The 20112-nt window shown below is 40.9% G+C and carries 16 protein-coding genes and 6 pseudogenes; 7 read left to right on the forward strand and 15 right to left on the reverse strand.

What is annotated here, in order from left to right; all coding sequences use genetic code 11:
* Nucleotides 1-97: 97 nt before the first annotated feature.
* Both BpJC4_RS17145 and BpJC4_RS12540 read left to right on the forward strand, forming a co-directional pair.
* Nucleotides 98-457, forward strand: a pseudogene (locus BpJC4_RS17145) (hypothetical protein); the annotation flags it as partial.
* Between the two features lie 333 nt (nt 458-790).
* The gene (locus tag BpJC4_RS12540; RefSeq protein WP_151681290.1) at nt 791-1684 is read left to right on the forward strand and encodes a fructose bisphosphate aldolase; all 894 of its coding nucleotides are present in this window, start codon (nt 791-793) and stop codon (nt 1682-1684) included.
* A gap of 464 nt (nt 1685-2148) precedes the next feature.
* Here the strand turns inward: BpJC4_RS12540 and BpJC4_RS12550 are convergent, their stop codons facing one another.
* Both BpJC4_RS12550 and BpJC4_RS16970 read right to left on the reverse strand, forming a co-directional pair.
* The gene (locus BpJC4_RS12550; protein ID WP_371862181.1) at nt 2149-2901 is read right to left on the reverse strand and encodes a DUF2515 family protein; all 753 of its coding nucleotides are present in this window, start codon (nt 2899-2901) and stop codon (nt 2149-2151) included.
* Nucleotides 2885-3217, reverse strand: a complete 333-nt coding sequence (locus BpJC4_RS16970) for a DUF2515 family protein (protein ID WP_308690202.1) — start codon at nt 3215-3217, stop codon at nt 2885-2887. Before BpJC4_RS16970 ends, BpJC4_RS12550 begins: the two co-directional genes overlap by 17 nt.
* A 76-nt stretch (nt 3218-3293) precedes the next feature.
* On the opposite strand from BpJC4_RS16970, the gene BpJC4_RS12555 reads away from it, so the two are divergent.
* Nucleotides 3294-4646, forward strand: a complete 1353-nt coding sequence (locus BpJC4_RS12555) for a prenyltransferase/squalene oxidase repeat-containing protein (RefSeq protein ID WP_151681291.1) — start codon at nt 3294-3296, stop codon at nt 4644-4646.
* A gap of 311 nt (nt 4647-4957) precedes the next feature.
* Nucleotides 4958-6242, forward strand: a pseudogene (locus tag BpJC4_RS12560) (prolyl oligopeptidase family serine peptidase).
* Nucleotides 6243-6285: 43 nt separating this feature from the next.
* Here the strand turns inward: BpJC4_RS12560 and BpJC4_RS12565 are convergent.
* On the reverse strand, nt 6286-6489 hold the full coding sequence (locus BpJC4_RS12565) for a hypothetical protein (protein ID WP_151697981.1): 204 nt from the start codon (nt 6487-6489) through the stop codon (nt 6286-6288).
* A gap of 131 nt (nt 6490-6620) precedes the next feature.
* Between BpJC4_RS12565 and BpJC4_RS12570 the strand changes: the two genes are divergently transcribed.
* Nucleotides 6621-7403 (forward strand): DODA-type extradiol aromatic ring-opening family dioxygenase, encoded by a 783-nt coding sequence (locus BpJC4_RS12570; RefSeq protein WP_151681293.1) that lies wholly within the window; start codon nt 6621-6623, stop codon nt 7401-7403.
* Nucleotides 7404-7433: 30 nt separating this feature from the next.
* Nucleotides 7434-7643 carry a hypothetical protein gene (locus BpJC4_RS17150; RefSeq protein WP_371862182.1) on the forward strand — a complete coding sequence of 70 codons (210 nt, stop codon included), beginning with the start codon at nt 7434-7436 and terminating at the stop codon, nt 7641-7643.
* On the opposite strand, the gene BpJC4_RS16975 is transcribed toward BpJC4_RS17150, so the two are convergent.
* From BpJC4_RS16975 to BpJC4_RS16670, 12 genes and pseudogenes are all read right to left on the reverse strand, one after another.
* Complete coding sequence (locus tag BpJC4_RS16975; protein WP_308690214.1) at nt 7546-8130, reverse strand: nuclease domain-containing protein; 585 nt, start codon at nt 8128-8130, stop codon at nt 7546-7548. The genes BpJC4_RS17150 and BpJC4_RS16975 overlap by 98 nt on opposite strands.
* A 6-nt stretch (nt 8131-8136) precedes the next feature.
* Nucleotides 8137-8796: pseudogene (locus BpJC4_RS16980) on the reverse strand (DUF2357 domain-containing protein); the annotation flags it as partial.
* Nucleotides 8771-9190, reverse strand: a complete 420-nt coding sequence (locus BpJC4_RS16985) for a hypothetical protein (protein ID WP_308690203.1) — start codon at nt 9188-9190, stop codon at nt 8771-8773. The gene BpJC4_RS16985 and the pseudogene BpJC4_RS16980, both read right to left, overlap by 26 nt.
* Entirely contained in the window at nt 9162-11225 is a 2064-nt protein-coding gene (locus tag BpJC4_RS12585) for an McrB family protein (RefSeq protein WP_151697985.1), read from the reverse strand. The genes BpJC4_RS16985 and BpJC4_RS12585 overlap by 29 nt, the downstream gene beginning before the upstream one ends.
* A gap of 42 nt (nt 11226-11267) precedes the next feature.
* Nucleotides 11268-11696: pseudogene (locus tag BpJC4_RS16990) on the reverse strand (restriction endonuclease); the annotation flags it as partial.
* A 30-nt stretch (nt 11697-11726) separates the two neighbouring features.
* Entirely contained in the window at nt 11727-12185 is a 459-nt protein-coding gene (locus BpJC4_RS16995; protein WP_308690205.1) for a winged helix-turn-helix domain-containing protein, read from the reverse strand.
* Nucleotides 12186-12432: 247 nt separating this feature from the next.
* Nucleotides 12433-15387, reverse strand: coding sequence for a type III restriction-modification system endonuclease (locus tag BpJC4_RS12595; RefSeq protein WP_061577776.1), 2955 nt, complete (start codon nt 15385-15387; stop codon nt 12433-12435).
* A 3-nt stretch (nt 15388-15390) separates the two neighbouring features.
* On the reverse strand, nt 15391-17304 hold the full coding sequence (locus tag BpJC4_RS12600; protein WP_151681294.1) for a site-specific DNA-methyltransferase: 1914 nt from the start codon (nt 17302-17304) through the stop codon (nt 15391-15393).
* A 12-nt stretch (nt 17305-17316) separates the two neighbouring features.
* Nucleotides 17317-18092: pseudogene (locus tag BpJC4_RS17155) on the reverse strand (DUF4391 domain-containing protein).
* A gap of 60 nt (nt 18093-18152) precedes the next feature.
* Nucleotides 18153-18395, reverse strand: a complete 243-nt coding sequence (locus BpJC4_RS12615; protein WP_151697984.1) for a hypothetical protein — start codon at nt 18393-18395, stop codon at nt 18153-18155.
* Between the two features lie 49 nt (nt 18396-18444).
* Entirely contained in the window at nt 18445-19365 is a 921-nt protein-coding gene (locus BpJC4_RS12620; RefSeq protein ID WP_253693840.1) for a DUF4145 domain-containing protein, read from the reverse strand.
* 12 nt (nt 19366-19377) lie between these two features.
* The gene (locus tag BpJC4_RS16670) at nt 19378-19536 is read right to left on the reverse strand and encodes a hypothetical protein (RefSeq protein WP_253693844.1); all 159 of its coding nucleotides are present in this window, start codon (nt 19534-19536) and stop codon (nt 19378-19380) included.
* A 168-nt stretch (nt 19537-19704) separates the two neighbouring features.
* On the opposite strand from BpJC4_RS16670, the pseudogene BpJC4_RS12625 reads away from it, so the two are divergent.
* A pseudogene (locus BpJC4_RS12625) lies at nt 19705-20112 on the forward strand (hypothetical protein); the annotation flags it as partial.

The following is a 20112-nucleotide window of genomic DNA, read 5'->3' on the forward strand; positions in this document are numbered from 1 at the left end:
ATCGTCAATAAAAAGTGAGCGGTCACTTTAACTTTTAAACTATAAATCTGTTATAAATTATTCCAATTGACAAATTTTTGTGTTATCCGGCGAATTTAAGGACGGCATCATTACAGCCGAAACGCAGGCCACCGACTACCCGACAACAGGCAGCGACTTTCCGGAATACGAACCGCGCGGATGCCCACGGGGAGCGAGCTTCTCCTGGTATACATACAGCCCGAACCGTGTGAAATTAAATTACCTTACATCCGCGGCGATCTTTATGAACTATGGAAAGCGGAACGGGCGAAAAGTCCATGACCCGGTAACGGCCTGAACCAATATTGCCGGTGATGAAGCAAAACGGGCCCGATATGTAGGGGCAAGGGGCAAAAGCGGGTTTGTGCGGGCCGATTGGAAAACGGCCATTTACGAGGTGCAGCCTTATTTTTTGGAAAAGGCTGCGGGCTTAAGCCTTTATATAAAAGAAACGTTTTGCCTTGCTTTAGTAACGGAATAATCCTGAAAAGTTTTATCAGAACCGTTCCCGCTCTCTTCTTGTAACCGAAATGGTCCTGAGACGCTTTTTCAAAACCGTTCCCGCTCTCTTTTTGTAATCAAACAGGTCATGAGATGTTTTTTCAGATCCGTTGACACTTCATTTGGCTTTGTTTTTATAGCTGTATATGTCTCTGAATTTATTTTTTCGCCATTCCGGTGTTATTCTTACTATAGAAGGTTTCCTTTCACTTTATTGTACGATGAAGTAAAAAGAAACAATCAAAAACATTGCAAAGGAGTAGAAAAAATGAGGGAAAATCAATTCGACAAAGTCAAGAATGGAAAAGGATTTATCGCCGCTCTTGATCAAAGCGGAGGAAGTACTCCTAAAGCATTGGCAAACTACGGCATATCAAAAGAGGCATATACAACTGAGGAAGAAATGTTTGATCTGATCCATCAAATGCGGACAAGGATTATCACTTCTCCGGCTTTTGACTCCAAATACATCCTTGGTGCCATTTTATTCGAACAAACAATGGATCGCCAAATTGAAGGAATGTATACTGCTGAATATTTAGCTGAGAAAAAAGGCATTGTTCCCTTTTTAAAAGTAGATAAAGGACTGGCCGAACCTGCTGACGGCGTACAACTTATGAAGCCGATTCCGAATTTAGATACTCTGCTCCAGCGCGCAAATCAACATCATATTTTTGGTACAAAGATGCGCTCGGTCATTAAAGAAGCGAATCCAGAAGGTATTAAGGCAGTCATGGATCAGCAATTTGAAATTGCAAAACAAATTATATCAGCTGGTTTAGTCCCTATTATTGAACCGGAAGTGGATATTCACAGCCAAGACAAAGAAAAATCCGAAGAACTATTAAAAGTCGAACTGCTGAACCATCTGAATGCTTTATCTGAAGATGAAAACGTGATGCTGAAATTAACGATTCCTACGTCTGCAAATGCCTATAAAGAGTTGGTCCAACACCCGCGTGTTTTCCGCGTTGTGGCACTTTCCGGCGGCTACTCCCGCGAAGAAGCCAACAAGAAATTGAAGGAGAATGATGGAATCATCGCAAGTTTCTCCAGAGCATTAACCGAAGACCTGAATGTTGACCAAACGGCTGAAGCATTTAATGCAGCCTTGGAAAAAGCAGTAAAGTCTATTTATGATGCATCTGTCAATAAAAATTGATTAGGATCATAAGTTGTCCTGCTGATTCCAAGTAATATTTTGGGAACATCCGGAAAATAGTCTGCCGGATGTTATTGCAGCTGGTAACGATCACAACCAAATTTGCCGCAAAGAAAAAGAATCCATTTTGAAAAAATGTTCATCAAAATGGATTCTTTTTCATTTTTTTATTAAAAAGCCAGGTTCGTGATCAACGTTGATGATCACGAACCTATCCGAGGTAGGGTTCAGGATACATCACACCCACCTGTTATACGCAGTAATGGCAAGTAAAAAGAGAATCGTGCCGAAAAAAGTATAAAGATGGCTCCACTGGGGTGCGTGAACAAAAAATCCATGAGATTCTGCCAACCCTTCATACGTTCGGAAACGGGCGGCTCGGAAACGCATAGAAATGCAGGCTGGCAAAAATCAGATCCAGATACGTACCTAAAAGAGAGGCAAATACCATTGTTGAAATATATTTACGCTTCACGGGTCGAAACCACCTTTTTGGCAAGGACCGCGAGTTCGAGTTTTTCCAATGTTTTGCAATATTCACGAAAAATCTCCCCCTGAACCGGTTCATGCAGCGGCCCCAACATGTCTGCCACATCCCAGCTTTTATACCAGTCTCCCGGCTCCGCTTCCGGATGGCTCACATTTTTCCAGGCATATTCCAGCTCCGGGCTGTAAATCCTTGCAGCTCCCGGCTTCAATTTGCATGCTTTTAACTTCAGCTGATATTTTCCGGGCAATCCCTCATGGATATTGTTGAAAATCTCCGGCCAGTAATCTTTCCGCGACCCGGTGTGCGGATGGCGACGCGCCCAATTTTCAATGCGCCCGTGCCGCTCCATGTTTCCAAACAAAATCATATACAACCGCTTTCCCAATAAAATGCGCTCCTCTAAAGACCCGAACGCGTGCAGCGTCTGCCCCGCCAGCTGCAGTCCACCACCCTCCTCATATGGGAACAAGATTTGGTTAAATAAAAACATATCTTGCAGCTTAAACTCGATGGTATTGAGCACTTCTTTTTGATATTTAGCATTTTTGACAACCCGTTTCTCCAAATAACTCTGTTCATTGACGACCATCGCGATGGCAAGAAGCGCATTGTCGCGAAAAGTCCAATAATCCTGCCAAACCGCTTCCATGAAAAATGACACATGCAAATACGGCAGCAAATGAAAAAGCGGCCGGCCCTGCCTCATGCTTTCATGGTACAGCAGCATTTGCGGATACACATCCTGGAATATGAGCCAGTTCCCGCGTTCCAAAAAAGCAAAAAAACGATTGCTTATCTTTTTCCGATAATAACCGTGAAAGCAATTCCCCTTTTAAATCCGTCATACTCCATCCGCCGTTGCGCGACACCATATGCCCGAGAAATGCCCAATGAATTTCCGGATGAAGATGATAAAAATCAAGATACGCTTTCGTTCTTGTCACATTATTCGTGTTCAGCTCTGCAGTGTGCCGGCGGATTTGCTGAATTAAAATCGCTTCCCCCTTTTTTAATTCAACAGGCTTTTCCGTAGTTTTCTTCAATGCCGCTTTAATTCTTTCAACCGGTGTTTTTTCCCGGTGCCTTGTAAAAAAAATCATTTTCGGATTTGGTGGTGCAATGGTCAACACGGACAAAGGGATCAAATGGATCATCGATAAGCTGAAAAAAGACCAGTCCCCTGACGGCTCGTGGGCCTATCCATTTGAGACCGGTATAACGACGGATGCATATACGATCATTTTATTACGGACATTAGCTGTTCATGAAGAGCGATTAATCCAAGGGCTTGTCCAAAGAATTTTAAGCAGGCAATCTAAAAAAGGGGCGTGGAAGCTTTTTGCCGACGAAGAAAACGGGGGAAATATCTCGTCAACGCTTGAAGCCTATTACGCACTGCTCGCTTCGGGATACGTAAAACGGGACGATCCGAGGCTGCTTTCCGCTAAAACTTTCATTTTAGAGAGCGGGGGGATCGAAAACACGGGCATGTTTACAAAAATCATGCTCGCCATTACCGGACAGTACAAATGGCCGGCCGTTTCCCCCCTGCCGGTTGAAATGATCTTACTACCGCCTTCCTGCCCGATCAATCTCTACCATTTTTCCGTATTCGGCCGGGCGAATCTGGTCCCGATCATGATTCTCGCTTCCCTGAAATTCAGCATGAAAATGGCGGGCAGCCCAGACCTCAGCGATTTATTTTCGCAGAAAACCCCGCAGTACCTGTGGCCGGGGAGCAAGGAAGTTCTCAAGTTTATTGAGAAAGAGCTGAAAAAATTAAGTGAAATTCCGGAACAACTGCATCTTGAAGCACTTGACCGCGCAAAAAAATATATGCTCGGGCGGATCGAACCGGACGGCACTTTTTACAGCTATTTCAGCTCCACCTTTTTAATGATCTTCGCTTTGCTGTCGCTCGGCCATTTTAAAAACGGCCCGATCATCCAAAATGCCGTGAAAGGATTGCTGGCAATGAAAACGACAATCGGCGGGTTACCCCATATGCAATATACAACCGCCAACGTTTGGAATACCGCCCTCATCAGCTATTCGCTTCAAAACGCCGGCGTTTCCCCGGAAGATGAAACCGTTGCAGCGGCCAACCGTTATTTGTTCACCCGCCAGCACAACCAGTACGGGGACTGGAAAATCCATAACCCGCTCGTCTCTCCGGGCGGCTGGGGGGAATCGTGCCTGAGCGATATCCATCAAACCTATATTCCGCTCCATCACAGCACCCTCACACATACCGCATGGGCACTCGACGCGCTAATTGCCGTTTTGGACCGGCCGGCAGAAGAAATCAATCGCGGCATCACGTATTTGCTTTCATCCATTGCGAAACGTGACTGGACAACTGAATACCCAAAAGGGCAGGGCATGGCCGGCGGATTTTACATCCACTACCACAGCTACCGCTACATTTTTCCTCTTCTGGCGCTGGGGAATTATAGGAGGAAGTATCAATAAAAATGAAGCAGAATGGGTTGTTTGTTCTATGTGACAGCCTATTTTTTCTAGAAAATCGCTTACAATTTCCTATACTATTCACTACTATATGCCCATTAACTTTTAAATAAAGATTTTTCACAATAATTGTACAAATATAAAAATACTTACATAACAGGGGGGTGAAAAAATTTTAAAGTTTGGTTTTGCTAGAGGCGGACCTATAAGCGTGAAGATGCAGAAAATTAGTTTACTGGTATTTTATCATGCGCTAACATGATCACAATAAAATTTTCATGTCCCTGTATGTTCAGCAAAAGGAGACAAAAGCCATGATAAAAAAGGCGAAAAAATGGCTCAAAACTTTTATGCTGGTTGGTACAGCAGCTGTACTCAGTCTTTCTTTCAACACAGATACCTTTGCAAAGGAAATCAAAACACCATCTACATCTTACCGGTCCATCATTGAAATTGAAGATTGGGGGGCAGCCATTACAAAAGTCATTGCAGACCTTGGAAAACCTGTTCCGCAGGGTTCAGTGTCAACCGATACATTCAAAGTCCATGTGGTCAGAAGTGATGAAAGGCTGGCTACGCTATTTTTGGAAGAAGGCGACCGTATCGTTACAAAAGCTTATGCTTCCGACAAATGCGGACATCCGGCAAAAATGGGAAAATATGTTGTGCTGGAAATGAAAATCGCCCCGGATGATACTTTAGGCTCTGCCCTGAATTATGATGCCGCGGGCACAAGATTTAACGATTGGATTGACTATAATTATACCATCACCCAGCAAAAAGCGATTATAACAAAAGCTGGAACCATTCAAGGATTGGTTATCAAGAAATTGGCAGGTGAAGAAAGAATCCTCGTAGACGAATTTGATACGGGAAAAGCGACTTACGGCGATATTACATTGCCTTATGCCTCTGGCTTCATGGTGCCGGCGAGGGCGGTACGGATCCAACTAATCCAATCTCAGCAAATAAAGCGGACAGTTTTGCATCCAAAAAGACACAGTCCTATTTTGGCGGCGCTTACGTATTGATTCCGCAGGCGCGAACCTTTTGGATGGATGGATTAACCGGAAAAGCTGATGGAACATCAAAATATGAATCAGCAGTGATGTCCCTCATAAAAGACTATGTTACAAAACATAAAGACATTGATCCGAACAGAATTTATGTCGGCGGGGACTCAAACGGCGGCTATATGACAATGCTTTTAATCCGTGATTATCCGGGATACTTCGCAGCGGCTTTCCCTACTTGTGAAGGCCTGAATGATTCTTTAATTACAAATGCAGATATTCAAAACATCATGAAAACACCAACGTGGTTTACTGCTGCTAAAACAGATACAACGTTGCCACCGGCAAATTACTCTATCCCAACCTATAACCGTTTGCTTCAAGCCGGTGCAAAGAATGTATACTTATCGCTGTTTGATGACGTCCATGATACATCAGGGTCATATAAAAATGCAGACGGTACCCCTTATGAATATAACGGGCACTGGTCTTGGATCTACGTATACCATAATGAGTGCAAATGGTTATAAACGGAAAAACAACTACCATTATGGAATGGCTGGCTTCGCAGTCATTGAAAAAATAACGATAAGGGGAAGTTCCAAACCATTTTGGAGCTGCCCCTTCTTTCAATGCATTCCTTTCCACTGGCCCTGGTTTTTGGATGATTTTTCTTTTTTCGCTTTTTCCTTATGGATCTGGTTTGCAGCTGCACTTCCGGCCCCGTCGCCTAATTTTTGCAATTCCCTTGAGAACTCGTCGTCTGTTTTTGCGGAGTCAAAACCCTCTTTGTTCTTCTGCGCCGCATCGTTTTTCTTCGTCCGTTTCGGCATGCGTTTCCCTCCTTTTATGTTTAGTATGGGGAATGCAAAACGAAATATTCCGGTACGAGGTATCTTTCTTCCGTTGTTTGCATGAAAATCCTATAATAAAAAGCAGAATAATTAAATCAGGAGTGAAAAACATGCTGCCTTCTTTATTCATCGCGCACGGCGCCCCATTATTGGCGATTGAAAAAAACGAATACACCCAGTACCTGCAAGAACTTGCACAAACATTGCCACGCCCGAAAGCCATCGTCATTTTTTCTGCACATTGGGCATCTTATGAACAAAAGGTCAGTGAAGTTGAACAATATTCCACCATCTATGATTTTTATGGTTTTCCGGATGCATTGTATGAAATCCAGTACCCCGCTAAGGGCGAGTTAGGGGTTGCAAAGGAAATCGAGAAATTATTAGCGGAAAGCGGCATTTCCTACAGGGTGGAAAATGAACGTGGTTTGGACCATGGCGCATGGGTGGTTCTGCACCTCATGTATCCGGACGCAAATATCCCGGTTGTAGCAATGTCCGTCAACCCGGAAATCCTGCCGCAACAGGCTTACCAGATCGGAAAGGCGCTGTCCGCCCTAAAAGAAAAAGATATATTGATCATTACGAGCGGCGGCACAGTCCATAATTTGAGAATGGCCAATATGGCTTCGGACGAAAATGCCGCAGACGATTGGGCGGTCGATTTTGATAAGTGGCTGGAAAAACATCTGAAAGCATGGGATACGGAGTCCCTTTTCAACTATGACACCCTCGCCCCATTGGCGGAGCTCGCTGTCCCGCCATACGGAGCAGAACATTTCCTCCCAATATTTTACGCCATGGGGGCAGGCGACGCCCGGAAAAAAGCCGTGCTTTTGCACCGAAGCTACCGATACGACAATTTAAGCCATTGTGTTTGGCGGTTTGAGTAAGGCAAATGACTATTGATGGGAGACTTGCACATGTCCATTTATGATTATCCTTTTGAGAGATTAACTGGAAACAAAGAAGAATCGCTGTCGAATTATAAAAACCAGGTTTTGCTTATTGTCAACACTGCAAGCAAATGTGTTTTTACGCCGCAGTACGTACATAGGCGCCAAATGCCGTCCTTTCATATGGTCCGCCGTTTGCCGCCACAATCGAATCCCGGTAACGGTGCATCGTGTTAATGTCTTCTTCCATTGGGCCCGGCGTTTTGTAACGCGTCCCGTAGTAGCTGCCTTCCTGCGCGTAATCAATCCGGTACTTGGCATCAAAAATGTAATTGAACGTGTAGTCCTTGCCCTTCTTTTGGATTTGCAGCATCGTGTCCGGCTTTTGCGAAATCGTCGGCAAATCCCCCTCATACTTCTGATACGTTAAAATGATCTGCTCCACTGTAACCGGATGTTCATACACTCTTTCTGCCTGGCGATTCGTTTCCAAATTCACAAACAGTCCATCCCGATTCACTTGGACAACGTTTTGGCTGATCAACTTATATTTGCGGCTAAGCATCTGCCCCAGCTTAAGAAAGGTCCAATATTCATACAGTGTCGCTACATCTTTCACAGACATTTGATAGATTTTCCCATGCAACATCAGTCCTTTTGAGACGTTGAGAAAAATTTGTAAGGCATCCCGGTATCCCGGCGCCATCTGCATGACCAAACTCATCACCGAGTGGTCGAGCTTTCCGATCCCAAGCCAAAAAGCATTTCTCAATTTGGTCATGTTGTCAATTCTTTCAAGCAAATCCGGATCCGGCTCTCCCCTCCACTTTTTATTTTCTACTAAAATCGCATTCTCTAAGTCTATCAATTTATGCGTCAGCCGCTCCATCATCCACTTCACATAGCGGTTTTCAATCGTGTCATACGTGAGTGTTTTCTTGATCCGAAGCCCTTTTGTCGGCATGACGACTTTATGGCCAAGTGAAATGTCACGAGCCACTTCAACAAACACTTGCGGATGCTTCCGCAAATTGTTTCGTACGGCTGCATCAATTTTTGTTAATTGATAGCCTCTTGCCCTTTCGTAAGTTTTTTGCAACTGGTGATGGGGCTGGCGTTCAATCCGTGAAACTGCCTGGATAAACTGCTGAAAATGCTTGCTGATCAAACGAAAGTATTCGGTCTTAGAACCGTCAAGCTTTAGCCTAGCACTGAGATAGGTTTTTCGTATAAAATGAAAGGCCAAGTTGTAAATCTCATCGCTCACTTATTCTAAAAGCTTCAAGTAATCTTTCTTATAATCCAGCTTCACTGGAAAAATTTCGAGCATCACTTCGAGCAGTTTCTCATCACCGGAGCGAATTTCAAAAGTCGTGTACCCCCACTTCATTTTGAAATTGCAGATTTCCCATTAAAATGGTTTGGCTTCCGATTTTGACTGGCGAAATAGCTTGTCTCAACAGCGGATGCTCATGATAAAAAGATAACGCAAGTAAAGTTTTCGGTACAATGATAACTTGATAAATACCATTTTCGAAAAAAATCGGCCGCACTTCGAGGCTAGGCGTGAGCTTTTGTACAACAAGATCAAACACTTGAATGTCCTGCACTTCCTTCCCTTGAACGAAAAACCGCATCGTATCATGGAAATCCATTTTCCAATATTGCTTCAGCCCTTCAAATCGTTCATGATACGGCTTCTCTTTGATCACAAGCGAAAAATCGCAAGTTTCGATTTTGACCAATTCGACATCATCACGAGATCCAGAAGGAAGTGAAGCCATCTTCTTCAAGCCTCCTCAGCATCTCAACAACTTTTTCCGCACTCATGCGATACTTTGCATTTTCGATGTCTTCTTCCGATGGTTCATCATATTGTTTATTTGTAAAAATGGTAAAAAGGGATTTCAGCATCCGATCGAATCTTGAATCACTCCCTGCAATCCGTGGCAAGATTTTTTGCAAAATGCAGTGATCCAACGCTTCATTAAATTCCATTAAATGGTCTTCTTCGTTATACGCCAAGTAAAAACAAATCTCATCCCGCACACGGTAACCGACTTGTGCATTGGTTAGTTGCAATGCCTTGTTGATTTTGACTAAAACTTGGGTCGCATCTTCTACCATTTGACGATGTACTTGAAAAACATCTTTCAAATATAAATATTTGGATTGCAACCGATCTTGTGTGATTGGAATGGGCTCCACCGTTTCGAGTGCATCCAGGAAGCTGAAATGGTCTAACTCCACCCGATTAATCTCGATCGTATTCGCGCGGTCTAACACTTTTTTACTGAACGGATGGGTCGTTTCATCCATATTGACCGTGCCAATAATGTAGAGATTAATTGGCAGCGTCAGGTTCAATCCTTCATCTTTTGGAAATAGATTGGAAGAAATGTTCTCTCCCGCTTCCCATCTTCGACTTTCCACCACACTCAAAATATCACTGAAATAATACTCCACCCGCGCCAAGTTCATTTCATCTAGTAGCACGAAATACGGCAAGGTCGGATACTCCTCAGCTCTTTTGATCACTTTCGTTAACGGCCCCTCTATAAACTCTCCCTTGATATCCGTGTAACCAAGCAAGCCCGAACCATCATTCCAATCCGGCCGAATCGGAATTAACGTAAATTGCCCATTTTGTTCTGTTGCACCAAGACTTTCCGCAAACCATTGCCATTTTTGTTTTTCCTGTTCCGGAATACCGGAAAGAATAACAAAAGGCTTCGTCCTAAGCGAGAGATAAAGGTTAGCAACTTCGGTTTTGGTGTAGAAGAAGCCTTTGCTTGTGATATAGTGATGAATGTGGATGATGAGGTCGTTGTCGGGTATGTACATTTTAGGAGACTCCTTTATATCCGGCGCTTCTTGAGAAGGCGAATATGGGCTGATCATTTTATTTACTTCATTTGGAAATCGATCCTCGAACAAATCAAATAATTGATAAACAAAATGATCTGATAAATTGAAAAAGTATCCTTGATTCAAATCCCCTTTTACATTAAAAGGTCCTCTTTCTTCGATCCGCCACTCAAGCGGAATTTCATCTTTTTGAATCGCTGGAACAAAATCAAAATAGTTAAGACCAAGTAAGTAACCATCTTCTTGCCATTCCGTGCTTTTAATTCCAGAAGGTTTCGGCGCTTCAATAGCTTCTTTGGTTACAATTCCAACAGACTTAACCTCTTTTTCTGAGTAACAAAAAACAATATCTCCCTCATGCGCTTCTAGCAATCTGATATGGTGATGCATGATGGTATCTCTTTGGGATTTTTGTGGCACCCAAAGGAACGATCCCTCTTTTTCTTCGTGATGTGTTTTCCCTTGATTCACCCACCAAAAAGAAGGTTTGGGTTTCTTTTGGTCATGGGTTTGAAAAATCACCTGATAAACAAATGGCTTGTTGGTTTGGTAAAAATCGATATATTCCGCCAATTCATCCGGCACTTGAATCGGCTTTTTCTCTGTATCACTCCGGTTTTTTCTTAAAAACTGATAAGAAGTTTTAAAGGTTTGTCTTAATAAATCTTGTAATGCTTTATTTTCATCATAGCGCAATTGTAAGGATGATGTAGACGCATCATTTCTTGGACGATTCACCAAATGCGCTTGATAGGTCTGTCCATTAATTAGCAAATGAATCGGTACCCTTTCCCCAACCTTCAATGACTGATTGCCATTTGCCTTATCGAAATCTTCCCAAAAATCATATGGAATTTGGGTACCAATCCTAAAAATAGACCAGTCTACTTTCTTCCTGCCAATTAGATCTTTATATTCAGGTTTTGACCAGCTACGGGTTTGTTTGAACAATTCTGTCACCAACTATAAAAGTATTCGAGTTTTACATAATTTTCACTCTGCGTCAAAATAATCGGAATCAATACTTTTAACAATATACTCGGCTTTCTTATATACCCCAATATTATAATCAATCATTAACTCTGCTAAAGTTTTTCCATCAATTAAAACGATTCGTTTTTCAATCCTTTTAACATACTCCTTAGCTTCTTCCGTGAATCTTGAAGTTGTGATTAATACACCCTTCCGAGCTCGATTACCTTCAAAACTCCCAGTAAATGCTTGTACAATTGGTCTTCCAACTGGTCCTTCCCATCTCTTTGCTTGAATATATACAACATCTAGACCCAATCGATCTTCCTTAATAATGCCATCAATCCCATCATCTCCACTTTTACCTATCGCTTGTCCTGCATCATCGTAGGTACCGCCATATCCCATTGCTAGCAGTAAATCGATCACTAACTTTTCAAAGAAAGTTGGCGAACAACTCTTTACGGTTTGTAAAAGTTCTTATATAAGACCTTTTCTTACATCCTGATAACTTTTGTATAGGTTTTCTTCAGGGGAAAGATTTGTTTCAATCGACCTGGGCAATGAGTAATCATCTTCATTCTGGCTGCTGCTGTTATCAGTTCCATGAAATTCTTGAAACTCTTTATAACGTTCCAAATAATTTACATCTATTTTATCAGGATGCTCATTTAAAACATCTATGCCACGCTGTGTTATATAAAACTTTCCTCGTCCAGCGCTTTCTAACAAACCCGCTTTTTTCAAATATGTTTGAGCCCAACTTATTCTATTTTTATATTTTATTGGTCCACTCGGTAATAACTCCTCTCTTTCCTCATCTGTTAATTCAAAAAGATTAGCGAGCTTTTCGTATATTTCCTTTAGTGTATGTTCTTTTTCATCTCCTAAAATCCGTAAAAATGGTAACATAAATGTCTGATAGTCCGGTATCGTCATTTTTCAACTCTCCTATAAGACTTTTCCAGATTGAAAAGAGATATTCTTATGGAATATTTCATTCCCTTAAACCTTTTCAATACATGTACCCTGACCATGACACGATAAGCTAATCAATGTAAAAAATATTACACACCTAAAATTGAATCTATTGGTGTTTAAAACAACAAAATATATTACTGTCAATTTTTAAATTGATAGAAGGCTAATCATAGACAATTATAGCTTTTGATTAGCCTAAAACCATTTATTTCCCTGAAACTCTCAAAAGAAATTCACTGACATCATTCTCTGGTCCTTCAAAGCGAACATCCGTATCAATTGCTTCAAAATGCTTGCGGGCAAACTCGATTTTTGCCAGCTCAGTCGGGCGTAAGAATTCTTCAATATCCGTTCCTTTCGTTTCCAATACGAAATACAATTTTTCTTCTCCATCTTTGTTGATGACGGCAGCCCAGTCCGGATTATAGCTGCCAATTGGTGTGTCGATTTTAAACCAATCCGGCAATTTTACATACACTTTAACATGTTCATCGGATTCAAACCGTTTTGCAAATCTTGCTTCAATATCCGAGTCATAAATGACATGGTCATATGGGGATTTCGTACTTTCAACTGCGTTATCATTTAAATAAGCCAGCAGTTCTTCGTTTTGAAAAAGCTCTACTGCATAGTAGTCATCATCCATCTTGTAATATTTAATTCCGTCACGAAGGATCAGCTTCATCTCTTTTTGGATGATTTTCGTGATCTCCTCAATAAACTTTTGTGGGTTGTTTTGAAAATCTCCCAGTCGTTTGCACCCAGTCAATATCCGTACTATTGTTTTTCGTGTTAAGTTTGTACGGTTTTGCAGTTCCGTAATGACATCCGGCAGGGGCTGCTGTACTGTGACATAATTTTCAAATCCCTCTCCGACAACCACCGTTTGCAAACCGGTCACCCTATCTATGGATGAAATGGCGTCTTTTCGACTAATGATCCGGATTTTATCAATTTTTTTCATTTTTTGTATGCTTCTGATTGAATTTTGAATCAATTCTTTGCTATCAAAATCAATAGAATAAACGGTTTTGTATTTGATTTTATCCCACAGTTCAAGAAATGCTTCGCTGTTGATAACCTCTTTATTTAATTTTACATGTTTCTTATTGCTTGCATCCCGTATCGGCAAACTTTCGGTTATGCGTTTTAATTCTTTTAAAATCACCGGCTGCCAAGGTTTGAATGCTTCCGGGATATTGATTTGATAATTGGCAAGCTCTTCTTTTAATGTGGATGTTGCTTTGTCTTTGTCATTGATGTAATCATGGGATTTTAAATATGCATAAAGCTCCTCGGATCGTTCGTAACCTAAAGGTACCGGTTCCTCTGTTTCTGCCTCTTCATACACTAGGCCTGCAAAAGCGTGTTTTTCAATTTTCCCAAATGTTACAGATGTTTCTTCTTCCAATTCAGACTGCAACTTCGCAACAAATTCTTCATAAGATTCATTGGCCATAACCGTTAATGTGTTCACATTGTAATCGGAAACCCGCTCGCCATTTTGGTTAACCGCCAGGCGAAGGCCGCGGCCAATCTCCTGTCTTCTACTTACATATGTGCCGCCCGAATCTTTCAGTGTACAAATTTGAAAGACGTTTGGATTGTCCCAGCCTTCCCGTAAAGCAGAGTGGGAGAATATGAAGCGAAGCGGTTCATCAAAGCTAAGCAAGCGTTCTTTATCCTTCATGATCAGACTGTATACATCCGTATCTGCCTGCGTATTCCCTTTTGTATCTTTTAATTTTCCTTTTTTATCCTGAGCAAAGTAGCCGTTATGGATTTTTTCCACGTCGATATCTACATCAATGTCATTAAACAACGTGCGGTATTTTGGCTTCTGAATTAATTTCCGATATTCTTCTTCAAACATGACCGCATACTTGCCTTTTACCGGATTCCCATCTTTGTCGTAGTCCCGATAATTGGCCACTTTATCGATGAAAAACAGACTTAATACCTTAATGCCCCGAGGATTCAAACGCAGTTCTTTATCCAAATGTTCTTCGATCGTTTTATGAATTTGATATCGTTTGATCGTGTCATCATCGATTTCGCCAAGGGCTTCACCAATTTTCAAAATATTCCCGTTTACTTCTATTGATTCGTTACCTTCTGCCCAATCGATCTGCTCAATACGGTAGTTCCGGTAGATATCCCGCTCACCGGAAATATCATACAGATCATCCCCATACTTCACCGTTTTTGCTGTACGCTTTACTTTTCCGTTCTTATTCACATCTAATTCGACTTTGGCTTTGCGTTCTCTTACTTCAAGCAATTTAATGTACGGTACATTAAAAGACGGTTCCGAACGAATCGACATTACTTCAATTTTTTTAACGAGTTTTTCATTATACGCATCGACAGCATCGAGACGATAAATCATATTATATTTATCTACATGTGTTGCCGAATAGCGCAAGGTGCACATAGGTTGCAGCGATTCAATGGCCTCTTTTGATTTCGGTGTCGTGTCTACACTTTGCGGCTCATCAATGATTACAATCGGGTTTGTCTGTTGAATAAATTCAATTGGGCGATAGCCATTCAGGCGGTCATTAGGACGATGAATAACATTGGCTTTATCTTCTTTTTTTGGATCCTCAAAACTTTTGCGGAATGCATCGATGTTAATGATCATCACCTGAATCGCAGTTGCCGTGGCGAAACTGCGTACGCGGTCAAGTTTTTCCGAGTCGTAAATAAAATATTCAAGTGGCTGTCGGTCATACAGTTCATGAAAATGCTGCTCCGTCATTTGCAGAGATTTATAAACGCCCTCACGGATGGCAACCGATGGAACGACAACCACAAATTTTGTAAACCCATATTTTTTGTTTAACTCATAAATGGTTCGTAAATAAACATATGTTTTACCCGTCCCTGTTTCCATTTCAATTGTAAAATTCATTCCATCTAAAGTTTCACTCTTTGGAAGGCCGTTTCTCATTTGCACTTGCTGAACATTTTTTAAAACTTCATCAGCTGTTAAGTCAAGCCGGTTGCCAATTCCTAAATCCGTTTGAATCATGCCGGCATCTTCACCATAAAAGACGGTAAAATTAGACTGACGGACCGGCTGGCCATTAAAAATTTGGACAACAGAATCAATCGCACGAAGTTGGTAAGCAAGGTCGGATTGAAATTGAAGCTTCATCCTTTACACACTCCTTACGTCCGTGATCCCGTTTTTCTTTAATGTCTGAATGGCATTTGTTTTGACAGAGTCATTCAGAAAACCGGTTTCTTTGAAAATCACTTTTGAATCAAAATCTTCCGGCTTGAGTTCGATGATTTTATGAACCAGATCTAAATCAATTTCATTTTCCAGGCATAACAGGACTGAACCAAACCCGACATTATAAATTGTTTTTTCATTCACTTTTACTTCTTCAATCGGTATAGTAAGCGGAATCCCGATCTTTAATAAAATTTCATACAGTAAATCTTCCTGGGTCCGGTCGAATTTAATGTTATCTTGAAGTTCAAACAGATCCTGCTCAAGATTTGCCGTCTCAGGATCCCATGTTTTCACGTTTGAGGAATCGAGTTTAAATACTTTGAAACCAATGTCTAAATCAGTCTTCCCTGTTTCTTCTACTATTTTATCCCCGGCACGACGGATACGTTCTTTGCCAATTTCGCATATATTTTTGTAACCCGCTTTATAAGCTTCCGATTTTTCATCAGTTAATTCAGGAAGCTGGACCATGATAAATTTGCGCCTACCGTTATCTTTCAGGTTAAAATCCATCAGCGCGTGGGCCGTGGAGGCTGACCCGGAGAAAAAGTCCAGAACAATGCCGTTTTTGTCGTTTTCCAAACCTGCTAAAGTAAAGAGATGCTGTAAAAATTTAATCGGTTTTTTGCCGTTGCGGAACGGCACATCCCCCTCATAGCCGACATTATTAAAAGTGTCCACCATATCAATAAAATTGGCATACGGCACTTCAATGAAATCTGCTTTATCCAGCGGGACGCCCTGGAAATAAACGCCGTTCGTGATTTTTTCGGATAGTGGGCGCATAAAATACCGGTAAGGATAGCGGTCATTGCCCATATCCGGAACTTTGTACAGCCAGCCATAATGATCCGGTATGCCGTCTAAATACTTCATATAAAACCGCCCGCTGCTGTTTCCTTCTTTTAACGAGCCGCGGATGCTGATTCTTTTTAAGTTTTTTTTCGATGCGGGCAGTTTCTCTAATCGATATTGGGCAGGCGTAAAGACCTCCACTTTTTTATTACCCATCTCGATCACTTCAGCCGGAGGTTCCAGCTCTGTAATGGAATAAACATATTCTTCAATAGAAGAATTGTCTTTTTTCTTTTTGAATTGTTTATAACTGCTACTTTTCCTGTAGATTAAACAATACTCAACCACTTCATGGAAGTCTTTATCGCCTTTTAGGATCCGGTCTTCATGCCGTTGTTTAATGGAAAGGGCCGTTAAAAAATTGTCTTCGCCGAACACTTCATTCAGCAGTGATTTGAGGTTTGCAAATTCATTTTCGTCAATGCTTACAAAAATTGCCCCGTTTTCCGCCAATAAATTTCTCGCCAGTTTTAACCGTGGATACATCATATTTAACCAGTCTGTATGATATCTGCCATTTGATTCAGTATTGGACTTTGTAACTTGCTCAGTCACTTCTTTATAATTTTTAATACTATCCCTAAAATCATCTTTATACACAAAGTCATTTCCCGTATTATAGGGTGGATCAATATAGATCATTTTCACTTTCCCAAAATATGACTTCTGTAAAAGCTTTAATACCTCTAAGTTATCCCCCTCAATATAAAGATTTTTTGTCGTATCCCAGTTTTTGCTAGATGCTTTATCAGGACGTAGTGTGCCTGTCGAAGGAGTTTGGGCGAGTTTTAATGCCTGTGCTTTTCCGTGCCAAGTAAACTCGTATTTTTCTTTCGCCGTTTCAATTTCTTCTCCAAGAATAAGTTTTAATTTATCAAAATCAATCTTTCCTTCTGTTACGACTTCGGGAAAAAGCTGTTTTAATTTCTTGATGTTTTCTTGCGTGATATCCAGAGACTTTCCATCAAGTTTCTCCATTTTTTCTTTCACCTACTTTGTTAATTCTCTTTTTAATTTCGTTAATTGCTGTTTCAGTTTCTGAATGTGAATATTTAATTCTACTTTTTTGTTAAATTGCGTTTCTTTTTTTATTTTGCTTTTCAGCGTATGGATTTTTTCATCCAGTTTTTCGATTTCTTGAATTTTTTCCTTGTGCTTCGCCTGCTTTTCATCATTTTTTATCAATTGAAACCGGCCAATTAGATTGGCATATTGAAAAGCTTCAACTGCTCGGTCCAGATCTTTATATGCTTCATAAAAATTAGAGAAATTGATATTGATCAAATGAATGGATTGGATAAAATCTGATTCAAAATCGTTTTCTGCTTCCGGATCAAACCATGGCGTTTTGTGAATCCCCAATAGAACTGTTTTCGTCTTGTCGGTCTTATTAAGCCTCTTCATAGACGAGCTGACAACGATTCTATCATCCAATACAATGTAAGGATGACAGGATTTGGCAAAGCACCATGGATCATTGTTTCCAGCACAGTGATTTGTTGTTCTGTCGTTTGTGCTCGTAGTTGTACGGTCATAAACATGATGCCTTCATGTTGATATTCTTCATTATGAAAAAGCTGGATATAGATCGTAGCTGGTGTTAACAAATAAGTCAGTTCAATACGCTCAACTTGTTTTGCCAGTACATTTTTTTCTTTTGGACTTAGGTCTGCTTGTTCATAAAACAGTTTCTTATCCAGCTTTCTTTTCAAAGCGGGGATCCGTTCTTCAAGCCCGATTTTTTTATAAAAGGCTGCCGTAGTCATACCGAATCATCCTTCTTCACTTAACGATGAGATAAGAAACAATTTCGAAATCCTGTAAATTTATATTTTCGCTTGTAACCAAACTATCCAATCCACCCAGGCTAAAATGTTGATGGTCATTTGTTGGTCCATTTTGCTGACAATTTCATCTGTTGCTTTTTCCAGCAACGCTTTGTACTCATCCATATCTTTACCTTCATGTGTTTCCTCATAAAACAGGCGGTATAGATTCTCTTCCACTTTATCATTGTCAAGGCATAGTGAGCGGTACAAATCCAACCAAACCGGTTTGTTTATTATCAAGAATCCCTCTTGGCATCTTTCCAAGCCCCTTTATGCTAATTCACTAAGATCAGACCAATTGTTTCGCGTTTGCTTTTTCTTTTAACTGATTAAAAAGTTTTTCTACTGTTCCAATGCCAACACTTTCATATTTTGCAAGAATAACAAGTTCTTGCGGAAGTTGGCCCACGGTATAAATTTCATCCTGATTTAACTGCTCAATAAATTTTGGAAAGCCGGTAAATTCCTCATTTGTAATGGGAACGGACGCTAAATCTTCAGTCACAATGATATGATCTGCTTTAAAAAATAAAAATAATTCCCCAGGTCGTTGCACAATAAGTTTTCTCCGTGCTTTTTCTTCTTCAACGTATATCTTTAACTCATCAAAAAAGTTTTTATCATTTGTGTCGTTATATCGCTTTACGTAGCGATGAAGACCTTCAAGGTCATTTGGTAATTCGCTCATGATGCGTGCCTGCTGAACGGCACCAAGCCGGATCAGGAAAGTTTCTGATTTTGGGAACCGCTGTGGAAGTAAAAAGGCATCTCTCAAAAAGTATGGGATATCAAGTGAATGGTCTTTGTATGTAATCGTCCACACAGTTGTAAAGCCTGGCAATTCTTTATGCGATCTGTCTTTCCCTTCCTTTTCTGTTTCTTCTGGATGATTTAATCGTTCTATTATTTCTTTTATTCTTATTGCAAGCTCTGCGATTTCAATTTGTTGTTCTAAATTTGGTACAGGATCCTTGTAATCCGGCACTTTAAGTTGCACAGGTCCATATACTTCAATGAACCACCTTGTTACCGAATACAACGCTTCCCAAGACAACAGAGCTTCGGAAAGACGGAACATGCGGGCATCGTGCGCAGCTTCATTCCCTTTTTTCCGAATTGTATGTAGGGCATCCCGAACTTCTGGTGTCAGGTATCCATTTTGATCTAAAATGACGATTCTATCCATTAAGGTCATTTGCGGGATTTCCAACAAATGCTCCGCCTACATCGCCGGCTTTAAAATATTTTCGACATACACTCTTGAATGGGTTAGCATCATACGCGGACTCGTAAAAACAGTCTTCTCTAATTCATTTGCCAAAGAAGCCAATTCTTTCGACACTGGCGCAAGAAACTGATAGAAATAGGAGTATTGGCTCATTTTTCCTCCCTCCGAAAGTTTCAGATATTATTATTTTATCATTGCTTGTCCAGTAACTGCAGGGCCATTTTATTACAGCTATTAATAGCGTGAACCTTTTAGCTTAGCTCTAAACATTTATTTTATCCTGTAACCTTTCCACAGTATGGAAATCTGAAATGAATTTCTACAGATCTCGGACTCTTGAATAAAGCCCGGGAGAAATTGGAACATATCATTGATGTGCTGCATGAGCCCTATAAAGGAAAGCTACAAAAGCCACGGACCTACAGGAAAAGAGCCTGCAAGAACGATCTTTCTGTCGCCAAACAACGCAAAACCGGCGCAAGGAAAATCCGGAAAGTTAATGGTAAAGAGTTGGGTCATGTTAAACGTAATCTGGGAATCATTGAAAACCTTGTTTCCAACGGTTCTCTATCTCTTCTAAGCAAGGATGAGTATCGCCAACTCTTTTTCATCAATGCGTTTTACCGCCAACAGGAAATAATGTATAGAAAAAAACTCCAGCGGATTGAAAGAAAATTTGGTGAAGGCAAGCGTAAATTCGGGTTGGGCCTTATTCGGGCAACCTTCAGG

It is taken from the genome of Weizmannia acidilactici (genome assembly GCF_008974185.1).
Classification (GTDB): Bacteria; Bacillota; Bacilli; order Bacillales; family Bacillaceae_C; genus Weizmannia; species Weizmannia acidilactici.